Origin of the sequence: Clostridium neonatale, from assembly GCF_900465025.1 — a bacterium.
Classification (GTDB): domain Bacteria; phylum Bacillota; class Clostridia; order Clostridiales; family Clostridiaceae; genus Clostridium; species Clostridium neonatale.
Window position 1 is genome coordinate 1346124 of record NZ_UICR01000002.1, and the last position, 23026, is coordinate 1369149.

The window sequence follows — 23026 nt, forward strand, 5'->3', positions numbered from 1 at the left end:
AGAAAATAGATCTTTGCACATCTATTTATTTAAATTTTATTTACAATCATAATCCTTATTGATATAAAAAATGAAAGCAATCTAGTAAAAAAATAATTTACTAGATTGTTTTCTTCTTGTATAAGAACATATATTCGTATATAATATTATTATTATATACGAATATATGTTCTTATTTGAATTATAAGGAAGTGCTTATATATGGACTTAATAGAAAAATTAAAAATCTTATCAAATGCAGCTAAATATGATGTTTCATGTTCTTCCTCTGGATCAAAGAGAAAAAATACTCCCTCTGGCCTTGGAAATGCTGCTGAATGCGGAATATGTCATAGCTTTACTCCTGATGGAAGATGTATTTCTTTATTAAAGATCCTCTTTTCTAATGATTGCGTATTTGATTGCAAATACTGCATTAATGGAGCATCAAAGGATTTTCAAAGAGTTAGTTTCACTCCAGATGAAGTATGTAAACTTACTATCAATTTTTACAAACGTAATTATATTGAAGGTTTATTTTTAAGTTCTGCTATTATAAAAAATCCAAACTATACTATGGAACTTCTCCTTAAAACAGTTAAAAAATTGCGTACACAGGAGAATTTCAATGGATATATTCATTTAAAAGCTATTCCTGGTGCTGATCAAAAGCTTATTGAAAAAGCTGGAACATATGTCGATAGAATGAGTGTTAACATTGAACTGCCCTCAAGCGATAGCTTAAAACTATTAGCTCCTCAAAAAAGTAAAGAAAAAATACTGACCCCAATGAATACTATAAAAAATAACATAATTCAATATAAAGAGATGAAAAAAAACATAAGATCTACGCCTTTGTTTGTTCCTGGTGGTCAAAGCACACAGCTTATTGTAGGAGCCACACCTGAAAGTGATTCAAAAATCATCAAGTTATCAGAATCACTCTATAATAAATATGACTTGAAAAGAGTTTATTACTCTGCTTATGTTCCTGTAATTAAAGATAATAAATTTTTACCAAACATATCTCATCCTCCAATGGTAAGAGAACATAGACTTTATCAGGCTGATTGGCTACTTAGATTTTATGGATTTAAAGCAGATGAGCTATTAAAAGAAAATGAAAATTTTGATTTAAATTTTGATCCTAAAACTGGATGGGCTTTATCTAACTTAAACGAATTCCCTGTTGAAATAAATAAAGCACCATATGAAACACTTCTTAGAATTCCAGGTATAGGTGTTACATCCGCTTTAAAAATATTAAAAATAAGGAGAGTTCATAAATTAGACTTTGATGATCTGAAAAAACTAAGAATAGTTTTAAAAAGAGCTAGATATTTTATTACTTGTAACGGTAAATATTATGGTGATACCCTATTTAATAATGATTCAATAAAATTTAATATACTAAAGCAAGAATATTCATCAAAAAAACTAGTACATGATAACCAAATATCTTTTTTTGATTCTTATGACACTGATTTATCCAATTCTCACAATATTTTATTACCTAAAGCAAAACTTCCTAGTATTAGTGATAAAATTTCTTCACTATATGGTCAATTTTAATTTAAAGAAAGGAGAATTTAATTTTGATTACACTTTTATATGATGGAACATTTGAAGGATTACTCACTTGTATCTATGATGGATTTTATTATAAAACAACTATCTCAGGCATCTATAATAAGAAGCTTAATGATATCCCTCTACTTCTAGAGAATATTATTGATGTTAATACTGATTTGATTAAATTTTCTAAAGTAAAATCATCAATTATAAATAAAATAAATAAATTATGCTTAAAGAAAATCTATATCGCATACTTAAGTAACTATACTAATAAAGAAATATTAATATTTAATTATTTGAAAACAGCTTTTAAAATTGGATCTAACATACATTCATTTTTACATATTGATGAGGTAAGGTTAATAGATCAAATAAACAAACGTGTTAATGATGAAATTCATAGGTTTAGAGGGTTCATAAGATTTAACTATATAGATAATATTTTTCTCTATGCTTCAATTGAGCCAGATAATGATATATTAGAATTTTTAGGTGATTATTTTAAAAATCGCTTTTCAAATGAATATTGGATAATTAATGATATTAGTAGAAAAAAAGCCATTATTTACAATAAAACTCAATACGAAATAATTGATTTTACCTTAGAAGATTCAAACAAGCTCTCCTCATACAAAGATGAATATCAAAAATTATGGAAGACTTATTTTAAGTCTACTACAATTGAAGAAAGAAAAAACTTAAGATTACAAACTAGAATGATGCCTAAGCGATATTGGAAACATATATTTGAAACTAAATAATGACCCGTAAAAAATTTTGTGTAAACTGAATAAAAGCAAATCCTTCTTGCAATAATTGGAATAATAAATTATTATGCAAAAAATGCATAACAAAAGTAATTTAATAAAAGACATTAAAGAATAAAAAGTAGAAAATATCCTTAGAATCTGTAATTCCTAGAATATTTTCTCCAATAACCATTTGTAAAAATTAGTATTCAACAACCTATCATATGAAATACTATTAATTCTACTTTCCATATGATTGTCCAAATATTTTATCAACATATCATTTTAATATAAGTATTCATCTATAACTTCATAAATAATATTAGATAATATTTAATATTCCATTTATCTTCTTAATACTATCTGAACTCTATAAAATAATTTATACAATAAATTTAATATTCCCATATTTAATAACCAATTAAAATACTTACACTTTATTTTGTTATTGATTTAAATAATCCTGTTTGTTCCCTAATACCCTTCTCAGCCGCAAATCTTTCAATACTTGATGCACCAAAGAATCCATCTATTCCTTGTGTTTTTTCAATTATGTATGCAGCATCTTCTGGTTCTGCAATAGGACCACCATGGCAGATCACCATTATATCTGGATTAACTTCTCTACCTGCTTTAATAATATCTTCGATTTTTTTCACACAATCATCTAGTGTAAGAGCTGTTTTTGCTCCAATTGTGCCTTTAGTAGTTAAACCCATATGTGCTACTAAAATATCTGCACCAGCTTCTGCCATTGCTTTTGCTTGTTCTGGATCAAATACGTATGGAGTTGTAAGCATGTCTAATTCATGTGCTTTTCTAATCATTTCTACTTCTAAACAATATCCCATTCCTGTTTCTTCAAGATTTTGTCTGAATGTACCATCAATTAAACCTACTGTTGGAAAATTTTGAACTCCACTAAACCCCTGGTCTTTAAGTTGTTTTAAATATATTTCCATTATTCTAAATGGGTCTGTTCCACATACACCTGCTAATACTGGTGTGTGTTTTACAACAGGCAATACTTCTGAACCCATTTCAACTACAATTTTATTTGCATCTCCATAAGATAATAATCCTGCAAGCGAGCCACGACCAGCCATTCTATATCTTCCAGAATTATAAATAATAAGCATATCAGCTCCACCAGCTTCACTGCTTTTAGCAGTAATACCTGTACCTGCTCCTACTCCTACTAGTATCTTTCCATTCTCAACTTCTCCTTTGAATTTTGCCATAACCTCTTTTCTTGTCATTGTATTCATTTCTAATTCCTCCTAAATATTTGTATATTAATTCACTAAACTAATATATCCATACAAAACCTTTATAATATTTACAAATGCAATCCAAAGCATACAAATAATTCTATTATTCAAATCATATGCAGCTGCCACTATTTTATATATTCTATTTATTCATCAAATCTATTAACTTTTGTGCTGCTGCTTCTGCAAATTCTACATCATTAATAGCACAATTCATTTCTATTACCTCTACGTTGTTTTTGTTTACACCATTTCTTAAAGTATCAAATAACATCTTATCTTCTTCTACACCATAAAACGGCTGTCCTTCTACATCAATTCCTGATATGCCTTTCAAAGGTAACATTAAAGTAGTTTTATCTTTTGCCATGTTTAATTTTTCAACAAGCTTTTTACCAATCGCTTCATTTTCTTCTATATTTGTTCTCATTAATGTTACTGTAGGATTGTGTTTATATAAGTTACGTCTCTCAAATTTCTTTGGTATTGTATCATATGTTCCAAAGTTACACATATCAAGTGCTCCTACTGATACAACTTGTGGAATATGATTTTTACTTGCTGCCTCTAAACGATATGGCCCTGCATTCAAAACTCCGCCAATAATTTCATCTGCCCATTCTGTTGTTGTAAGATCTAATACCCCTTCAATAAATCCACCTGCAATAAGTGCTTCCATAGACTGTCCACCTATACCTGTTGCATGGAATATAAGCACTTCATAGCCTCTCTTCTCAAGATATTTGGTAGCTGCTGTTACACATGGAGTGGTTACCCCAAACATAGTTGCAGCAATCAGTGGTTTTTTATCAACTACCTTTGTATTTTCAAATTTAACCATGCCTGCAATTGCAAATACTGCATTTGTGAAAATCTTTGTTGAAATTGAATTAATTCCTGCAACATCTACTATAGATGGCATCATAACAATATCACTTGCGCCTACATATGGAGCTGTATTTCCTGATGCTACTGTTGATACCATGACTTTTGGTACTCCAATTGGAAGAGCTCTCATAGCTGGTGTTACTAACGAAGTTCCACCAGTACCACCAAAAGAAATAATTCCATGAAATTTACCTTGTTTATATAATTTAAGAACTAATTTTTCCATACCTTTTGATAATACTTCTGTTGCTAACGCTCTGTCTTTTTTATCAACTAGAGTCTTAATATCCATACCAGCTGCTTCTGCTACTTGAGTATTTGATACATCCGGTTTAAATGTTGGTTCAAACACACCTGTGTGAATTGTAAAGGTACCTAATCCCAAACTTTCAATTAATTCCTTTACATATAAATATTCCGCACCTTTTGTATCAAATGTTCCTGCAATTGCTATTGTTTTCATTTTCTCAATCTCCCATTAAACTTTATTTTTTATAATTTAATCTTCTATGCAAATTTTTTGAAGAAAGTTTTCCTAAAAAAACAGTATGATTAACTATAAATTAATCATACTGTTTTCAAATATTAACGTAAACGCTTTTATGTATCATGTTTTTGTATTTATGTTATATTTTAGATTTGTATTGTTTTTAAGTATATCTCTTGTAGGTTTTAAATATTTCACCAATATGATTAAACAAAAATAAGTACCTTTCGGCACTCAAAATTGATCTTTAGAGTTAAAAATTATTTTATAATTGATTTGAAAGCTTCTGTTACTTATATTTTTTAATAATTTTATCCCAAAATAATATTATTAACTAAATTGATCATATTTGTTTTTAATCATTAATATACATACTTTCGCATCTTATTTTTTGTGTTTATGTTGTATTTCTAGATTTATATTGTTTCGGAGAGCAGCCTTTATACTTTTTAAACATTTTACTAAACTGTGCATAATCTTCATAACCAACTAATATTGCCAACTGTGATAATTGAATATTTTTTTTATTCAAAATCTCTGTTGCTTTATTTATACGAAATTTGACTAAATACTCCGGGAAATTACATCCTACTTCCTTTTTAAACAAACTACTTAGATAGCTCCTAGATATATGAGCTGCATTAGCTAGATCTAAAAATGAAATATCATTCATGTAATTTTTAGCAACATATTCTTTTACAAATTCAACATAATTATAGTTCTTTGTAATTCCATCTAACATTTTAACCATTAAACCATCTTCCTCAAGTTTAGACGATGCTTTAAAGGCTTTTGTTATATTTGTAATGGTTTTTTCTGATGGAATTCTTTCAAATGCAGATCCACCTATATATCCCATTAAATCTTCATTATTGCCATACATATATTGAACATCAATTGGTGTTTTCACTGGTCCACCATAAATCAGTTTAATTATATCTGGCTTCAACTCGTTACATTTATTAAATATTCTTTCTATTTTAACTTTAGCAGCTTCAAGCGAAAATACTTTTTTTGCCCCTAATACGCCTCCTCCTGTTAACCCTAAATGTACACAAATAACATCAGTTCCAGCATCAATCATTTGAGCTGCCTGGATTTCATCAAATACAAAAGCAACTGTAAACAGACCTTTTTCATGAGCTATTTTTATAGCTTCTACTTCAATTGAATAGCTATCCCCATCTTCTTCAAGAGCTTGGCTAAATTGACCATCTATTAATCCAACTGTAGGATAGTTATTAATACCATCGACTCCCATATTTTTTATTTCATCTATATAATTCTCTAAATCCTTTGTAGGATCAGTTGCATTGAGCCCAAAAATAATTGGTATATCTTTTACTAGTGGCAATATTTCTCTCGAAACAAATTTCATTACCATATCATTACTATTACAAAATGGCAAGAAACCTGCTAGTGAGCTTCTACCCATTTGACGAAATCTCCCCGAATTTAAAATTAAAAGGAAATCCGCTCCACCATTTTGTGAATACTTTGCAGTTACTCCTGAACTTGTTGCTACACCAATAATATGAGATCCATTTTTTACTTGTGATTTAAGATTTTCTAATATTTTTTCTCTTTTCACTTTTGGTAATCACCTCTATTTTTTATATTAACTCATTTACCAGTTCTTTTTCTCTAAGTATTAAGTAATAATAACAATAAAAAATTTATACTTTCTTTGCAATTACATTCAAGTTTTCAGCCAAAGCAGTGATTTCTCCTATACCGGCTATAATTTCTTCTGTAGCTGCTGCCTGTTCCTCGCTTGAAAATATGGATTGTTTGCTTTTTTTACCAGCTTCCTCTACTCTAGTTTTGATATCCTCAGTTAATTTTTTAATTTGAGGAACCGTATTTTTTGACTGGTCGGACAATTTTCGTATTTCATTGGCAACAACACTGAAACCTTTTCCAGCAGCTCCAGCTCTAGCTGCTTCAATAGCTGCATTTAATCCAAGCATATTTGTTTCTTCTGCAATTTTCTTAATAAATACTGAAACATTATTAATTTCATCTGAAAGACTTATTATTCCTTTTATAACTGAATCAAGTTCTAATTCATTTGTGTGAATATTAGTTGATGAATCAGCCAATTGTTTAATTGCTTGAGATATTTCAGTAAGACCACAATTTAAATCATCAGACATTCCACGTAAATATCCTGCTGTTTTCTTTGGTATAACAAATCCAAATGTTCCTACTACTTCATTAGAATCATCTTCATCAAATAATGGATAGTTTACAGTAAGCGCAGGCACACCATATCTACTAGCATCTACTTCTTTAAATACTATCTGTTTTGTTTTTATAGTTGTATAAGCAATATTACCTTCAGTTAATTCATATCCTGCATGTCTATCTGGTAAATCAAACTCCTTTGATGATTGATGCTGAATGTTTTTTTTCAAATCTGATATGTACAAAAATACGCCTTCTGGAAACATTCTAGAAAGCATTGGTGCAAAATTTCCAAATGAAGCTATAATGGGATGTACTCTTTTAAATCCTATAAAAAAAGCTCCATTAACATTATCATCTTCACCAGTAATAGGTATTGAAATTATAGTTAATGGAATTCCACTTACTGAATCCGTGATTTTTTTAGTCAATACTTTTTTCTCACGAATAGACATAAGCTGTATACTATTATAATCAAGTTTTTCCCCAATTGAAAATATATCTATATCGAATGAATTAGATGATTTCTTCCAAGTTATCGTATCACCTTCTATAATTCCAAAGGTAACACCACTTGGTATAAATTTAACAAATATTTCAAAAACAATCTTTATTCCCATCAATTCCTTTATATTAATCAAATCTTCAGATCCTTTCTATATTAAGTCTATATTTTTTCTCAAGCGTTGTTGTATAGTATTACAAACTATTCTAATAATTTAAACATTATAAATTGTATAGTTTTTCAATCAATAATAAATGAAGAAACTATACAAAAATCACTCTATACTCTTAGGCCTGCACTATTTTTATACAGCTTGCCTCATCTCATCAAAATTATTCCACTAACACTACTATGTGACAATTTTAATTAATGCGTTATTAACTATTGATTGTAAATATATACAAATACTTACTCTTTAGATAAAATATGAATTAAATATACAGTTTTTATCCATTATGGTAAATATTTTTATGTAACATATTTTTGTGTTTATGTTATATTTTAAAATTCATATTGATTTGTAACTACTCAGCTATAGTCATTTAATTTTTAATAAGTATAATTTTAGGTATAACAAATATGGGTATCAACAATATGTAGTACCCATTAAAATATTGGCAACTTTGTGCACTCTTATATTGGCCTTAATACTTGGGTTATAGAAAATTGCTTACATTGGCACTTAGATTTTACTTTTAAAGATGATAAAAAACCACCCCTGAATAAAAATGTTTCTAGGAATTTGCAAATAATAAAGAAAATATTATTTATATTAGTATTTTATGGTGATTCAATTACTTGTAAATTGGTGTTATTACTAATCATTTATAAAAAATAGCCCTCAAATACACTGCTATTTACAACGGGTACAACGTTTATAACTAATGCTTGATATCCTGGTATAGTTTTTATTGCTCTTTTTACCATCATCATTCCTTTTTTATCATCATTTATGAGTGATTCAAAAAACATTCTCATGCCTTCTATTTTTTGTAATTTAAAAACATAATTATCTTCTATTTTTATATTTTCAATAACTGTAACAATATCAGATTGCCTCCATACACAATTTACTAAAATCAAAAATACCGCCTCCCTATCTTCCTTATATAACTATATTAATTATAACCTATAAAAATATATTATAAATATATTCTTGAATTTTTAGAAATATATTCTATAAATTTATATATAAAAAATCGTCAATGTACTATGTTCTTATCCATTTGTTAAATATGAATCTAATATTAATGTATTAACTTTAATTAAAAAAAGCTCTTACTTTTACGAAGAGCTTTTTATAATTTCTATTTTTCATTATTTATCATTGTTTCCATTTCATTGTTAAGAACTCTATAAATAGCTTTTGCAACCCCTAAATCACTATTTGCTTCAGTTACATATTTAGCTATTTCTTTAACTTCTGGTATTGCATTCTTCATTGCAACACTTTCTTCAAATATTTCAAACATTGAATAATCGTTAAAACTATCCCCAAGAATCATAACATCATTTTTATTTATTCCTAATTTCCCTGCTACTTTTTCTAAGATTATTCCTTTTTGTGCATTCTTATCTGTTATTTCTATGTTATCTCTAAATGAAGATGATACTGCTAATCCTTCAAGTCTTCCCATCTTTTTCTTAACTGTATCTATTAAATCGACGTCTTTATGAAATGCTACAAATTTTCTTACTTCAACATCCTGCTTAAAAAATTCCTCTATATCTTTTACATATTGCAAACTTACAAAAAAAGGTTCCTTTTTTGCTTGTTCCCGTGCTTCTTCCATTGACATCTCTGGATTAAAAGATAATGTTCTATACGTCACTTCTTGAAGTGCATCCTCTTCAGATGATGTTGTATAAACTCCTTTATCAGTAAAAATACGAGCTGTAAGATTATTTTCTTTTAATATATACATTATATCTTTTGCTGTTACATCATTTATATTTATTACTTCTAATATATTGCCATCTTCATCTCTATATTCTGCTCCATTAGAAAGAACACATTGGCATTTTATATTATGTTTATCTAATACACATTTAACACTCTCATATTCTCTACCTGTAGATATTGCAAAAATTATTCCCGCTTCTTCAGCCTTTCTAATTGCTTCAACTGTCTCTATATCTATATCATGTTCATCATTTAATAGTGTTCCATCCATATCAGATGCTATAAGTTTTATCATTAGAATCACTCCAATCTATATATTTATATCTCCTATAATATTATCATATATTATTGGCTAAATTATAAAAGAATAAATATTTTTTTATAATTTATAAAATCATCATTAATTCTACTTGAATTTAAAAGAAAAAAATACTTGTAATAACAAGTAGTTACTACAAGCATTTTTATTAATATTTTATTTTAGATTATCAACTATCTCCTTTGGAATAACAAACTCAACAGGTCCCATATATCCTGGTGCTACTTCATATTCATCAAAGCAGATAACAAGATCATTATTAGAGTTTATATAGAAATCTTGATTCTCTGCTATCTTTTTAAAATCATCTTCTGCGAAATCTTTCTCACTATCTATAAAATAGCTCTTTCCTTCATCTTCTTTCATTTGTTTTCTCATTTGTTCTTTTATATTATCACTAATTACATCTACATATGATTTATCTTTAAATATTAATGGTAATGTTAAAACAACTTGTTTTTCCTTATCTATTACATAATGTTTTCTTGTTTCATATCCTGATGCTTGTATTTCTGATTTACTTACTTCAATAGATAAAATACTATCTGTTTCACTTTTTATTTTATAATCCATTCCTACATACTTTTTTCCTTCTCCTATATCTGGTATTTCTTTAATTAAATTTTCGTAAGCTTCTTTTCCTTGCTTCATAAATTCTTCATTTAAATTATCTTGTAATTCTTTATTCTTTAATCCATCTATCTTTGAAACATTAATATCTGCTTCTACATTTTTATCATTAACCTTATAATTTTTTACTACAACAAGGTTAACTAAATTCCCCACTATTGGAACTTCCTTTACTGCATCAGCAAATGCTGGGCTAACATTTAGCATTCCTATAATTACAGCAACGCTTGCTGCAACACCAATAAAACCTTTTTTCATATTAATCCCTCTTTTCTTTATTTTTTTACTTTCTTTTATAGCTTCATTAACTTTATCTTCTAATTTATCAGATATCTTTATATTCATATAATCTTCAATTAAATCGTCTATTTTTCTATTATTCATATAAATCATTACCTTTCATTTCAATCTTCAATTTTTTCAATGCTGTATATAAACGACTTTTTATTGTATTAACATTTTCATCTAGCATATTAGCAATCTCATCAATCTTAAAATCCTCAAAATATCTTAATATTATAATTGTTTTATATTTTGTAGGTATTTTATTAAGAGCATTATCTAAATCAATGTTTTTATACTCATCATAATCTGATTCTTCTAACATGTTATCCATTGGTATATACTTTTTATTTTTTCTAATAAAATCGATACTTGTCCTTATCAATATTTTATAAAACCAAGGTTTAATTTTTTCTAAATCTTTTAAAGAGTCTATAGAACTCAATGCTTTATAAATAGCTTCTTGAACAACATCTAATGCATCTTCTTCATTTTGAGTATAAGAATATGCTATTTTATAAAAAATATTTCTATTTTCCACAATATAATTTTCTATTCTTTTTTCTTTAAAGATCCCTATCATTGTTTCTTCCTTTCTATATGGCCGAAAAGTACTTTTCTTTATACTATATAGACGAGCTATGTGTACTAAAAAGTTTTAAGATTATTCTATTAAAATTCATAAATATATCAACATAAAATATTCAAAACCATTCTATTGATTATTTATTATATTTTTTGTGATATAATTATTAATATGTTACTTAATATAGCAATATTTATAAAAATTAATCATAGAAGGAGATGTCGAAATTGTCAATTGAAAGTGTACGTGAATATTTAAAGAAATTTAATAAGGCTAATGAAGTATTAGAATTTGATGTTTCTAGTGCGACCGTAGAGTTAGCTGCTGAGGCTTTATCTACAGAACCTGCTAGGATTGCTAAATCCTTATCATTCAAAGATGAAGATGGGTGCATATTAATTGTTACTGCCGGGGATGGCAAAGTAAATAATTCAAAATTTAAGAAAACTTTTGGATTCAAACCCAAAATGCTTTCCTTTGAAGAAGTTTCTACATATACAGGTCACCCTGTTGGTGGTGTATGCCCGTTTGATAATCCATCTAATGTTAAAGTATATACCGATATTTCATTAAAACGATTTGAAGCAGTATATCCTGCATGCGGAAGTCCTAATTCAGCCATAAAACTTACTTGTAATGAGCTTTTTGAAATGTCAAATAGTATTGATTGGATTGATGTTTGTACAGGATGGGAATAATCAACAAAAATCTGATATATGACAAAAATTATTTTTTATCGTATATCAGATTTTATTTTAGTTAATATTATATAATTTTATTTTTAAGTAATTATATTTTTCTATTGAATAATCAAATGCCTTTCCATTACTTAAATATACCACATTCTCTAAATTTAAACTTGGATCATTTTCTTCTAAATTTAGAAATTCTGCATCTTCTTTACTTAACTTCTCAGTACTTATTACTCTATTAGCAAAACCAATATTGAGCTTTAAATCTTCTGTAATATATTTAAAAATGGATCCCAAACATATTTCATTATTCAAATAACATATAACATCTTTATTATAATATGATTCTTCAATTTCTATTGGCTCCCCATCTAAGTATCTAATACGTTTTACATAATAAATTTTAGTTTCTGGCGAACAATTTAATTTTTCAATTATTTTTTCAGTTGGATCAATTAAAGATAGTTCAATAACTTTTGTTGCTATTTTGTCTGCAGAAAAGTTTTTTGTTAGTCCTGTCATATTCATAACATTTACAAAGCCATTATAAAAAAAATCTCTTAAGAATACACCACTACCTTGTACTCTATAGACATATCCATTGCTAACTAAAACATCTATAGCTTTTCTTATAGTATTTTTACTTACTTGAAATACTTTCATCAATTCTTCTTCTGTTGGCAACTTTTTATCATCATTATATTTTCTTTCTATAATTTCCTTCTCTAATGTCTTAGCAACAAATTCATACTTAGGCTGCATTTATTCTCCCTCTTCCAAACAAATAGTATATGATATAATATTCATTATATCACATACTATATGTGTATATCTATAACCATCTTACTTTCTAAATTTATTAATCATTTCATCCAAAACAATTGATTGTGTTTTTAAATGCTCACTAGATTCTGCACTCTTTTCTGATACTTTTGAATTTTCATTTATAACTTCTACAATCTGAGCTATTCCTTTATCAATACTTTCAATAGCAAGTGCTTGTTCATTTGATGCCACCGTTATATCATTTATTAAATTTATTGTAACATCTGACTGTTTAACACATTCTGTCAATGTATTAGCTGCATTAATTGCTAATGACTTTCCATTATATATGGCTATCATTGAATCATTTATTATTTTCTTTGTACTTTTAGCAGCATTTGAGCTTTGATCTGCTAAATTTCTTACCTCATTAGCTACAATAGAAAAACTTTTTCCTGCTTCGCCTGCCCTAGCAGCTTCTATAGATGCATTTAATGCAAGTAGATTAGTTTGTTCTGAAATCTCATCAATTGTTTGCATAATATTTATAATGTTTTTTGATGAGCTTTCAATTTCATTCATAGCATTTAATAGAGTGTTCATTTGATTGTTGCTCTTTCCTATATTTTCAACTAAATAATTAGTTACATCATTAACATTTGTAGCATCTTCGGTATTTTTCTTTATTTGTCCATTTATTTTATTAATAGACACTGATAATTCATTAACTACACTAGTCTGTTCAAGGCTTCCTTTATATAATACTTCTGCTATATCAGAAACTTGTTTTGAATTTTCTGTTATTTCAATTGCTGACTGTTTAAATTCTGAAAATACATGTGTTAATGATTTTAAAATATTCTCTAATGAGCTTCTTATTTGAATAAATTCTCCTTTATATTCTTGTTCTATTTTACAATTAAATTTTCCTAAAGAAATATCTCCTAATACTTCTGAAATCTCACTAATGTATCCTTTAAGAGTAGTTATCATAACCGAAAATGAAGATACTAACTCTCCAATCTCATCATTAGAATCTATTTCTAAATCAACATTCAACTCTCCATTAGCTAACTTTTTAGCTATAATATTCATCTTTTCTATGGGATTACCTATTATATCTGATATATATCTTGATAACTGCAATGCAAATAATACTGATATACCTATTGATACTATAATAATCCCTATAAAAATGGTTCTTAAAATATTTAATTTAGTCACTAAATTATTACATTGATCAATCTTTGTATCCAATAGCTTTGAAATATCTACTGTAAGCAAATCCATTGAAGGATTCCCTTGTAATCTTAACAACTCAGCAGCTTGATCACTTTTTCTTTCTAATCCTAAATCTATAATTCTTTGTTTGACTTTTTCATACTCCTGTATATCATCTTTTATATTATTAAAAGTTTCCTTTTCTTCAAGTTCTTTATTTGTCTTTTCTATTAGAGATAATAATTCTTTAATATCATCATCACACTTCTGTATATCTTCCTGCATTGAAGTTATTCTCTTCTGATCTATAGAATCTTGGCTTCCTATGATTATAATTTCCTTAATCATAGAATATGAATGTTCTACTCTTATGCCCAGTTTTCCAATTTCACCTTGAGAAAAACCATACTCATTAATTGCATACTGGTAATTATCGTTTATTTTTTGTAGAAATATTATACTCAAACATGATGTTAAAGCTCCTATAATTACTATTATTAAAAAAGACTTTATCAATTTCTTTTTAATAGGTAAATTTCTTATCCCCTTAATATTTATAAGATCTCTCATAGGACCTCCCTCTGACTTTTGAAATTAGACATCTAACATATCATCTTCATATTCTATGATATTTTCATATAAAAATTATTCTAATATAACTTTAATATTGTGAGTCTTTCCTTCATCAAGTAAAATAATATCCTTTTTATATATAACCGAATAGTTTTCAGAATTATATTTATTATTATCTAAATAAATTTCTTTAATACTGTATTCATTAAATTCTTTTGAAGCTTCATTAATATATTCAATATGAAATCTTCTTTCTGCAAAAGTCATATTTATTGCTGCCTTATAATTTTCATCAAATTGCTTTAAAAGAAGTTTAGGTTCAAGCTTTAAATCTCCCATATCTCCCTTTACTCCAAACATCTCAGTCAATACAGTTAATATCAACCAACTAGCAGAACCAGTTAAATAGTGATACATACCTCTTCCTCTAGAATTTATATACTCTGGTACTCCAGGATATATTCTGCTTATTTCAAATTTATTACAATGGCTGTAAAGAGAATCAATAACCTTAAAGCCCTCCTCTACAAATCCTCTTTTATATAGAGCATTAGCATACATTATTGCCATATGGCTGAATACTGCACCATTTTCTTTATGACCATATGCAAATCCAAACATTCTCCCAAGATCTGTTTTAACTTCATTAAAGTCCGTATTTAGCTTATATCCCCCTACAGACTCATCATACAAATAATTATCACATGCTTTTATTATGCTTCTTACCTGCTCTTCATTTGCAGTATTGCTCATTATTGTGAATACTTGTCCTGTAAGCATCATACGAGTTTCATTTCCAGTTCCACCTTCAACTCTTCTTCCATTATTATCATAATATCCATTAAACCAGCTAAATTCTTCTTCATTTGAAATCCACTCATTTTTTCGTATATGCTCTTTAAGCCATTTTGCTTTTCCCTTAATGTCTTCTATCAATGTATCACAATCTATTTCAATAACTTTTCCAGTTATTGAATGTTTGCATTTTTCGCAATATTTTTTTAATACTTTAAGTTTTTTATCTACAGAATTATATTCAACTGTATTTACATTTAAAAGAATCTGAATTTCTTCAGCTAATTGAATATTTTTTATATTCATTTTATCTTTTATTACTTTTAACAACTCTGCGATATCCTCAAGATTTTCTGCATATAATGCTGAAAATGCTACACTTTCTCCCCTCTCACTTGCCATATCTAATGCATCATTCCAATCTGCTCCATGAAGCCTTAAAACATTATGTTCCCCTACATCATAAAACGCCGTTAAATGCTGAATTAATAAATGCTCAAGAATATTTCCTTCATATGTCTCTCCGTCTTCTGTTAATTGATTGTTTCCTTGTTCTAAATTCCATAGATTATCTTTTTCTTCGCCTCTTATAACCTGCAGATCTTTAAAATAAAGTTGCTTTTCTAATAGAAACTCAATATCACCACTTTGTTCTATATAGAGCTTTGTTGTTAAAAATGGCCATGCACCATGATCCATCCATACACGAGTAATGTTATTTCTATCAGCTATAAATTCTCCCTGCTTATTTCCTATTATAGTAGCATTTGTTCCATCAAAACGTATCCCTCCAAAATTATCTAACAACATCTGTCTTACATTCTCTGGATCCATAGCTAAAAGTGCAAGACAATCCTGCCATAAATCTCTCCATCCTCTTCCGCCTTTTCCATAATCGTGATGAGGCAAGAAAGAACACCCATATATCCTTCTAAGCATTGGCTGAAAATTAACCCAATACATCCAGTTATCAAATTCAGAATCTTTGGTTTTATATGATATGTTTATTTTATTATTCCAATATAATTTAGTCTCTTCTAACAAACTATCGAAATCGGTTTCTTTCAAGACATCATTTGAAATACTTTCTATATCCCTTTTAGATTCTCCAAATGCCATAGCTACTATATATGTCTTTGATTGGCCTGGCTCGATTATTATATCATTGAACCTTATAGCTCCAATTGCTTCATATCCTTCAAACTTTTCATTAGACTTCACATCAAATTTTTTGTTTATTATTATAGTTTCTGGTGCCTCAAAAGAACCACCTTCCCCTATATAGTCTTCTACTAAAGGACAAAATCCAATTGGTTTTTTTCCATCATCCTCCGCCGAAACAATACCATAAACTATAGTATTCTTCTTATGACCTCTCTCATCAAATGTTAATGTCGGATTAACTATTACTCCATAATCTGTTGTTTCTATTCTATGCAATAATGAAGTTACATGTTTATGATCTCTAACATTATCTGCAGAGCGAGCATAAAATGGTATTGCTGCTGTTGGCGTTATTTTTTTCCCTTCATTACTTATGTTGGTAATTGTAACTTTCATAAGTTCAACTTTTTTGTTATTACTAGGAACAAATGATGTAACCTCACTCTTTATTCCTATATTTTGAGATTCTCTAGTAATTTTATGCCACATTATTCCGGCTTCAAGTTTTGTATTTTCCTTGTTTTTATCAAATACCTCATATTTTTGTTTACCTGATGCACCTGTTACAGACCATGCTCCATACCCTTCAATATATATCCAGAAATTTCTTGATGATTTATTATTGTGTAATTCTTCTGCACTTACAGGTGCAAGTAAAAATGTATTTTGACTCATCTTGCAATCACCATTTAGAGTTGGTGTTAAACTTGACATTACTCCACATTCATTTGCTATTGGAAAATACATATAGCTATTAATCTCTGGATTTTCCAATAAAAATGTTCCTTGATTATCTATAAATTTATATTTGTTCACAATTCCACCTTCTTAAATAATTAATCTATTTTTCTACAGGACTCTCTTTCAATTAGTTCAACTGGAATTACCTTATTTATTTTTAATTTTTCTTTTTTATTTATCTGCTCTATCAATATGTCTACAGCAGCCTTTCCAATTTCTTGACAATTCTGTCTTATTGTTGTTAACTTTGGTGTAACATATTTTGCTATTTCAATATTATCAAACCCTATTACCGATATATCTTCCGGAACTCTAAGACCAGCATCTTTTATAGCATCAATAGCTCCTATTGCTAACTTATCTCCTGATGCAAATACAGCTGTCGGTCTATCCTTAAGCGATAGTAATTCCTTCATTGCATCATATCCACCACTAACATCAAAGTTTACTCCATCTACAATATATCCTTCTGGTATATCCAAATTTAGCTTTTTCATAACTTCTATATATGTCTTCTTCCTTATACTGCTAGGCCAGTTATCTGCTTGTGCAACACCTTGAATATGTGCAATCTTTCTATGTCCTAACTTATATAAATAATTTAAAGCTAAACTACATCCCTGTACATTATCCGAAGTCACAGTCGATGTATTTTTATTAAACATGTCTATTACTACAATTGGAAAATCACTTTCTATTAACTCAAGGGTTTCTTTATCATTAGGATCAGTACAGATTATAGCAATTCCATCAACACATCTATATTTGAAATATTCCAAAAAAGTATCATTTTTAAGTCTATCATTTTTAGATCCAAATAATAATGAATATCCATACTTATCTGACTGTCTCTTAAAGGCTTCTATTACGCCTGAAAAGAAAGGGTGATTAAGTCCAACTCCTAAGTCTTCAAAATATACAATACCTAATGTCCACGTTTTTTTAGTTGACAAAAACTGAGCTTGAGAATTCGGAAGAAAGTTTTCTTCTTCAAGTATCTTTTTTATTTTTGCTCTAGTTTTATCGCTTACATCAGGATAATTATTTATTACTTTGGATACTGTTGTTGGTGAAACACCTGCTATTTTTGCTATTTCATATATTGTGCTCACAATATCTCATCCTTTCTTTTCTAAAGTATCTATTAATTCTAATTATACAGAATTTATAAAAAAAGCACTACATGACATTTTTGCTATTTATTTTCCACAAATGTATATATAGAATGTGCTTTTAATTCTATGTTATAAACTTCATCATCTATATTTATACTCACTATTTTGTTTTCATCATTTTCATTCATTATAACAATACATAAAGTATTATCTTCATTAATACAGCTTAATGCATATAATTTTTCACCACTAACATTGCTTTCAACTCTAACTGCATTAGGCTTTATAAACTTACTAAAATGTGCTATATAATAGAATGAACTATTATAATATACTTCTTTTTCTTTTGTATCTACTATTATTGGTGCATCACAGAAATTTCCGACATGATTTGGACCACCAGTCTCATCAAGTACTATATTCCAATCAATCCATGCTTCTGTATAATTATTTAAATCTCCGATTATATTTCTTCCATATCTTTCTCCAGTATCCCATGAGCCTAAATGAACTCCACCTTCTTGACATCCTTCTGTAAAAATTATATGTTTATCAGGAAATTCATCATGTATTTTTGATAAGTTAGAAAACTCTTCTGACATATACCAGTGTATACCTGTCCCATATATATATTTCGAAGCTTCTTTATCTTCAAGTACAATTTTTGCTCTTTCATAAGCGATATCTCTGTTATGATCCCATATTATTATCTTTTTATCTTGTAAGTTGTTTTTATGAAATGTTGGTCCTAAATAATTTTTAACAAAGTCTCGTTCTTCTTCTGCAGTATACTCACAGGAATCCCAGACTTGTATTGCTGCTGGTTCATTTTGAACTGTTACAGCCCATATATCTATATTTTTTTCTTTCATTTTTTCTATATATTTAACATAGTAATCTGCCCATAATTGCATAAACTCTGGCTTAAGCTTTCCCCCATTATTCATTTCTCCATTTGTTTTCATATATGCAGGAGGACTCCACGGACTTGCTAAAATACTTAAATTATTATTACTTATCTCTTTAACTTCTCTAACTAATGGTAATACATATTTTTCATCTCTATCTAAAGAGAAAGTCTCTAATGTCATATCCTTTTCTTCTACATAAGTATAATTTCCCAATGAGAAATCACAGCTATTTATATGAAGTCTTGCGAATTTATATCCTATTCCTTCTCCACTATCATAATATGAATTTAGAACTTCCTTTTTGGTTTTTTCATCAAGTTTTGATAATGTATAAGCACTTGCTTCTGTAAGTGCACCTCCAAAACCAAGTATTTTTTGATACTTAGTCTTAGTATTTACTTTAACACTGTTAGATGACGATTTTATATCTTTTATTAGCATTTCCTCTAAATTATATTTTTTTATTTTTTCCTGTTCCTCTTTGTGCGTTAAATATACATTATACTTTTTCATATTGATCCTCCTTGTTTATAAAATTATAGCTTCTATTTCTTTTACTTGTCTTCCCCTAATCTTTTCAGCATATTCTCCACATACTTCGCTACCATTAATTACTTTTATGCTGCCATCTAAGTCTACTATCTTTAATTCTTTTATAGTTCCCTTATTTTCTCCATAAGTATTTTTATCGTTCTTATTGATGTAAGTAAGTTTTATGCTTCCAAGTAATGTTGTTGTTAAAATATTACTTTTAAAGAAATCCTTATTTAGTATTGGATTTAATTTAAATTTCAGAATATTATTTTCATAAGTAAATAACTTCATTCCTACCATCATTATTTTCCATATATTAAGCATCTCTACTGTTGTACCACTTAATCTTGCCACAAATCCTCTGCCATGATTCTTGGGATCAGGGTTACTACTACTTGCAATAAATGATGAATTTTCTAATATACTTCGTCCATATACCTCTGGATTCATGAAAGGTGGCATTACATTTTTAATATCCTCAAAAAATTCTTCATACAATCCATTTTTTATAAGCTCTAATACATATTTAAATTCCATATGCATAAATATTGATTCTCTTTCAAGCCATCCGGCTGTAAATGTTCTTGCTCTACCAATCTCAAACGAAACATTTTCTAATGACTCTGACGTCTTGTACATTTTTAGTTTATTATCATAAACATCACTGTATCTTATTGTGTCATATACTTGTAATTTTTCACCTTCATCTAATTCTGTTTTTAAATATCTAGCTACTCCTTCTAAAAACATTGGTAAAAATCTCACTTTAAAACTAATAGGTTTAATTTCTTTCCTATCATTTACTTCATATTCTTCAACTTCGTATTCTATAAATGTAGGAATTTTTTCATCATTCATTCTTTTTATTTCTTCAATTCCTAAATCAATTTTACAAAGCATTCTTTCAATTAAATCATCTATTTTATCTTTATTAATTGATTTATTTTTTCCACTAACTGTATACATTGTTTTCTCTCTATAGTTCTCTCTTACAGTTGATACTTTATCCCAGTAATTAAACTGATCTAAGTCATTCTTTAAATGTGCAATTAACAGCTTATTCACCTCATTAATTGCATCGAAAAATTCAACTGGCATCTCTAAATCTTCATCTATAATATTTAGATTTTCTTTTATGAACAATAATAACCTTTTTAGTTCTGCTGTCTCTGCAAAACTAGAGCCTAGTAATCCTGGAAGCCCATTCATAGCATCATTCCAGCCAGGTTTTCCTGCTTCCATTTCAATACCAAATCCCATATTATCTAATGTCATGAATTTTATTCCAGCTAACATGAATAGTTTTGTATAAAGGTTAACTTTATACAAGGTCCCATTCTCATCGTAAACCCATTGCTTTGTAGGTTCTTTTTTACCTAAGCATATATATTGTCTTACTTTATCATTGTCTAATTCATACTTTTCTCTTCTTGGAAGTACATATTCTGGCGAATTATAAAATTTATATTCTTTATCACCAACTAAAAGATCTTTTATTCTATCTGGATATATATTCAAATATTCTTCAATTAAATCTAAGTTATATGTCCAGTGATCAATCCAAAAGCCTTCTCCAAAATCTGCTTCTGTTTCTTCTCTAGCAATCTTTATTATTTTTTCTAATAAAGATTTTCTTTCCTCATGTTCCAAACCATTAATTTTTGTTAATTCAGAATATAATTCTCCCACACTAAATTTCTTTTCTATTATTTTCTCTAATTTGCATCTGTATTTACTTATAATTTCTAATACTTCTTGCTTATTTTCATCTTCTATATAGAATTTTTTTCCCTTAATAACCAAAGGATTGTATCCATCTAGTTGTATTAATTCGTTAAAAATCTTTATATTTTCTCTTTCTGTAAATGGGTGAATATCTACATCCATTCTTCTATTTTGATTTACATCCCTAAAATTTCCGTTCCCTTGGGAATAGTAATTTGGTTCTATGCTAAAAAAATTATAGTCTCTTTCTAAATCTCCATGTTTTCTTGAATATACATAATAAACTTTATTTCCTATTTCTAAAGGATATCCCCCTCTTAATACATTATCTATATAGCACTGTTTTATATATTCATCAAATAATGGATAAGCACTTACTGTCTCTACACACTTACTAATCTCATTTATAATTTCATTATTTTCTCCAATTTTGTTTTCAAAGTAATTTATATCTGTTAATTTATCTTGTGATTCATATATCTCATCGATAGAATTCATATATCCTATATAACTATATATTTCTATGGCTTCCTTAGCTTTTAATATTTTACTAGAACCAGTAAATGCACATGGAACTTTATTGTAACTAATATTTTTTTCTCTTATCTTATCAACACTCTTTTTATAAAATTCTATTGGCTCTTTTAATGAAGTATCATATCCAAATATATTTTCTGGATCTACTATAAGATCTAATGGCTTTTCTTCTTTATCAAAAGCTAAATAAAAATATCCATTATTTATTTCATCCATTTTTGTTGAATCACCTGTTGATGATCTTACTTTGTATATTGCAGTATTATTTTCATTAATTTCACCTTGCATCCAGCTTCTTAATGTATTACCTATTTCTTTATATTCTATATTTTTTGAACCATATGGTAATACTGATGTTAAACCGTCTAAAACTTCAACTTTAATAGTTTCATGTGATTCATTTACTATTTCAACTTTTCTTCCTAACGCTGCAAATTTTTCATTTGGTATAGTAAAATATGTCACTATTGTTTTTATGTTAAGTTTTTTATTAATTTCAATCAATTTTAATTCATTATTTTTAATCTTTAACTTTCTACTTGTATTATTCTCTCTATCAACTGAAAAAGACTCAATTATCTTTTCATTTTTATCGTTTTTTATTTTTATGAATGTTCTAAATCCATTTGTATAAACCATTTTATAGGCTTCATTTGCTGGAAAAAATTCCATTATGCAATTATCCTTATCTCTTATACCAATACTACTTATAGCTTGCCCTCTATTAACATAAAATGACCACATTGGTATTCCTTCTACTCCTGCTATACCTGCTAGAAAGCTAGAAAAAGAATGTTTTTTATCATAATCTTCTATTGTATAAAATCCTAGTTCATCTATATAATCATCTTTTATTATATTTTTTGTATTCATAAAACACCTCTTACTTTAT

At 27.9% G+C, this 23026-nt stretch carries 17 protein-coding genes; 3 read left to right on the forward strand and 14 right to left on the reverse strand.

Features of this window, described 5'->3' with window-relative positions; translation table 11 throughout:
* Nucleotides 1-201 precede the first annotated feature (201 nt).
* Both CNEONATNEC86_RS17735 and CNEONATNEC86_RS17740 read left to right on the forward strand, forming a co-directional pair.
* Nucleotides 202-1551, forward strand: coding sequence for a putative DNA modification/repair radical SAM protein (locus CNEONATNEC86_RS17735; RefSeq protein WP_159136503.1), 1350 nt, complete (start codon nt 202-204; stop codon nt 1549-1551).
* 23 nt (nt 1552-1574) lie between these two features.
* The gene (locus CNEONATNEC86_RS17740) at nt 1575-2315 is read left to right on the forward strand and encodes a TIGR03915 family putative DNA repair protein (RefSeq protein WP_159136504.1); all 741 of its coding nucleotides are present in this window, start codon (nt 1575-1577) and stop codon (nt 2313-2315) included.
* A 425-nt stretch (nt 2316-2740) separates the two neighbouring features.
* On the opposite strand, the gene CNEONATNEC86_RS17745 is transcribed toward CNEONATNEC86_RS17740, so the two are convergent.
* From CNEONATNEC86_RS17745 to CNEONATNEC86_RS17780, 8 genes are all read right to left on the reverse strand, one after another.
* Entirely contained in the window at nt 2741-3571 is an 831-nt protein-coding gene (locus tag CNEONATNEC86_RS17745) for a phosphoenolpyruvate hydrolase family protein (protein ID WP_159136505.1), read from the reverse strand.
* A 145-nt stretch (nt 3572-3716) separates the two neighbouring features.
* Nucleotides 3717-4925, reverse strand: a complete 1209-nt coding sequence (locus CNEONATNEC86_RS17750) for a Tm-1-like ATP-binding domain-containing protein (protein WP_159136506.1) — start codon at nt 4923-4925, stop codon at nt 3717-3719.
* Between the two features lie 421 nt (nt 4926-5346).
* Nucleotides 5347-6540 carry a phosphoenolpyruvate hydrolase family protein gene (locus CNEONATNEC86_RS17755; RefSeq protein WP_058296487.1) on the reverse strand — a complete coding sequence of 398 codons (1194 nt, stop codon included), beginning with the start codon at nt 6538-6540 and terminating at the stop codon, nt 5347-5349.
* Nucleotides 6541-6625: 85 nt separating this feature from the next.
* The gene (locus CNEONATNEC86_RS17760; protein ID WP_159136507.1) at nt 6626-7777 is read right to left on the reverse strand and encodes a methyl-accepting chemotaxis protein; all 1152 of its coding nucleotides are present in this window, start codon (nt 7775-7777) and stop codon (nt 6626-6628) included.
* Between the two features lie 689 nt (nt 7778-8466).
* Nucleotides 8467-8724, reverse strand: coding sequence for a hypothetical protein (locus CNEONATNEC86_RS17765; protein ID WP_159116826.1), 258 nt, complete (start codon nt 8722-8724; stop codon nt 8467-8469).
* A 224-nt stretch (nt 8725-8948) separates the two neighbouring features.
* Nucleotides 8949-9839, reverse strand: coding sequence for an HAD family hydrolase (locus CNEONATNEC86_RS17770; RefSeq protein ID WP_159116827.1), 891 nt, complete (start codon nt 9837-9839; stop codon nt 8949-8951).
* Between the two features lie 180 nt (nt 9840-10019).
* Nucleotides 10020-10877, reverse strand: coding sequence for an anti-sigma-V factor RsiV (gene rsiV / locus CNEONATNEC86_RS17775; RefSeq protein ID WP_159116828.1), 858 nt, complete (start codon nt 10875-10877; stop codon nt 10020-10022).
* Nucleotides 10870-11358: an RNA polymerase sigma factor gene (locus CNEONATNEC86_RS17780; RefSeq protein WP_058296492.1), complete on the reverse strand. Its 489-nt coding sequence runs from the start codon at nt 11356-11358 to the stop codon at nt 10870-10872. The genes rsiV and CNEONATNEC86_RS17780 overlap by 8 nt, the downstream gene beginning before the upstream one ends.
* A 230-nt stretch (nt 11359-11588) precedes the next feature.
* Here CNEONATNEC86_RS17780 and CNEONATNEC86_RS17785 point away from each other — a divergent pair, with 230 nt between their 5' ends.
* Nucleotides 11589-12059: a YbaK/EbsC family protein gene (locus tag CNEONATNEC86_RS17785; RefSeq protein WP_159116829.1), complete on the forward strand. Its 471-nt coding sequence runs from the start codon at nt 11589-11591 to the stop codon at nt 12057-12059.
* A gap of 57 nt (nt 12060-12116) precedes the next feature.
* Here CNEONATNEC86_RS17785 and CNEONATNEC86_RS17790 read toward each other — a convergent pair whose 3' ends face one another.
* The 6 genes from CNEONATNEC86_RS17790 to CNEONATNEC86_RS17815 form a co-directional block, all read right to left on the reverse strand.
* Nucleotides 12117-12815, reverse strand: coding sequence for a GntR family transcriptional regulator (locus CNEONATNEC86_RS17790; RefSeq protein WP_058296494.1), 699 nt, complete (start codon nt 12813-12815; stop codon nt 12117-12119).
* 81 nt (nt 12816-12896) lie between these two features.
* Nucleotides 12897-14609, reverse strand: coding sequence for a methyl-accepting chemotaxis protein (locus CNEONATNEC86_RS17795; RefSeq protein WP_159136508.1), 1713 nt, complete (start codon nt 14607-14609; stop codon nt 12897-12899).
* Nucleotides 14610-14684: 75 nt separating this feature from the next.
* On the reverse strand, nt 14685-17387 hold the full coding sequence (locus CNEONATNEC86_RS17800; protein WP_159136509.1) for a GH36-type glycosyl hydrolase domain-containing protein: 2703 nt from the start codon (nt 17385-17387) through the stop codon (nt 14685-14687).
* A gap of 20 nt (nt 17388-17407) precedes the next feature.
* On the reverse strand, nt 17408-18424 hold the full coding sequence (locus CNEONATNEC86_RS17805; RefSeq protein ID WP_058296497.1) for a LacI family DNA-binding transcriptional regulator: 1017 nt from the start codon (nt 18422-18424) through the stop codon (nt 17408-17410).
* A gap of 83 nt (nt 18425-18507) precedes the next feature.
* On the reverse strand, nt 18508-19851 hold the full coding sequence (locus CNEONATNEC86_RS17810; protein WP_159116832.1) for a glycoside hydrolase family 30 protein: 1344 nt from the start codon (nt 19849-19851) through the stop codon (nt 18508-18510).
* 15 nt (nt 19852-19866) lie between these two features.
* Nucleotides 19867-23007 (reverse strand): hypothetical protein, encoded by a 3141-nt coding sequence (locus CNEONATNEC86_RS17815; protein ID WP_159136510.1) that lies wholly within the window; start codon nt 23005-23007, stop codon nt 19867-19869.
* Between the last annotated feature and the right edge of the window lie 19 nt (nt 23008-23026).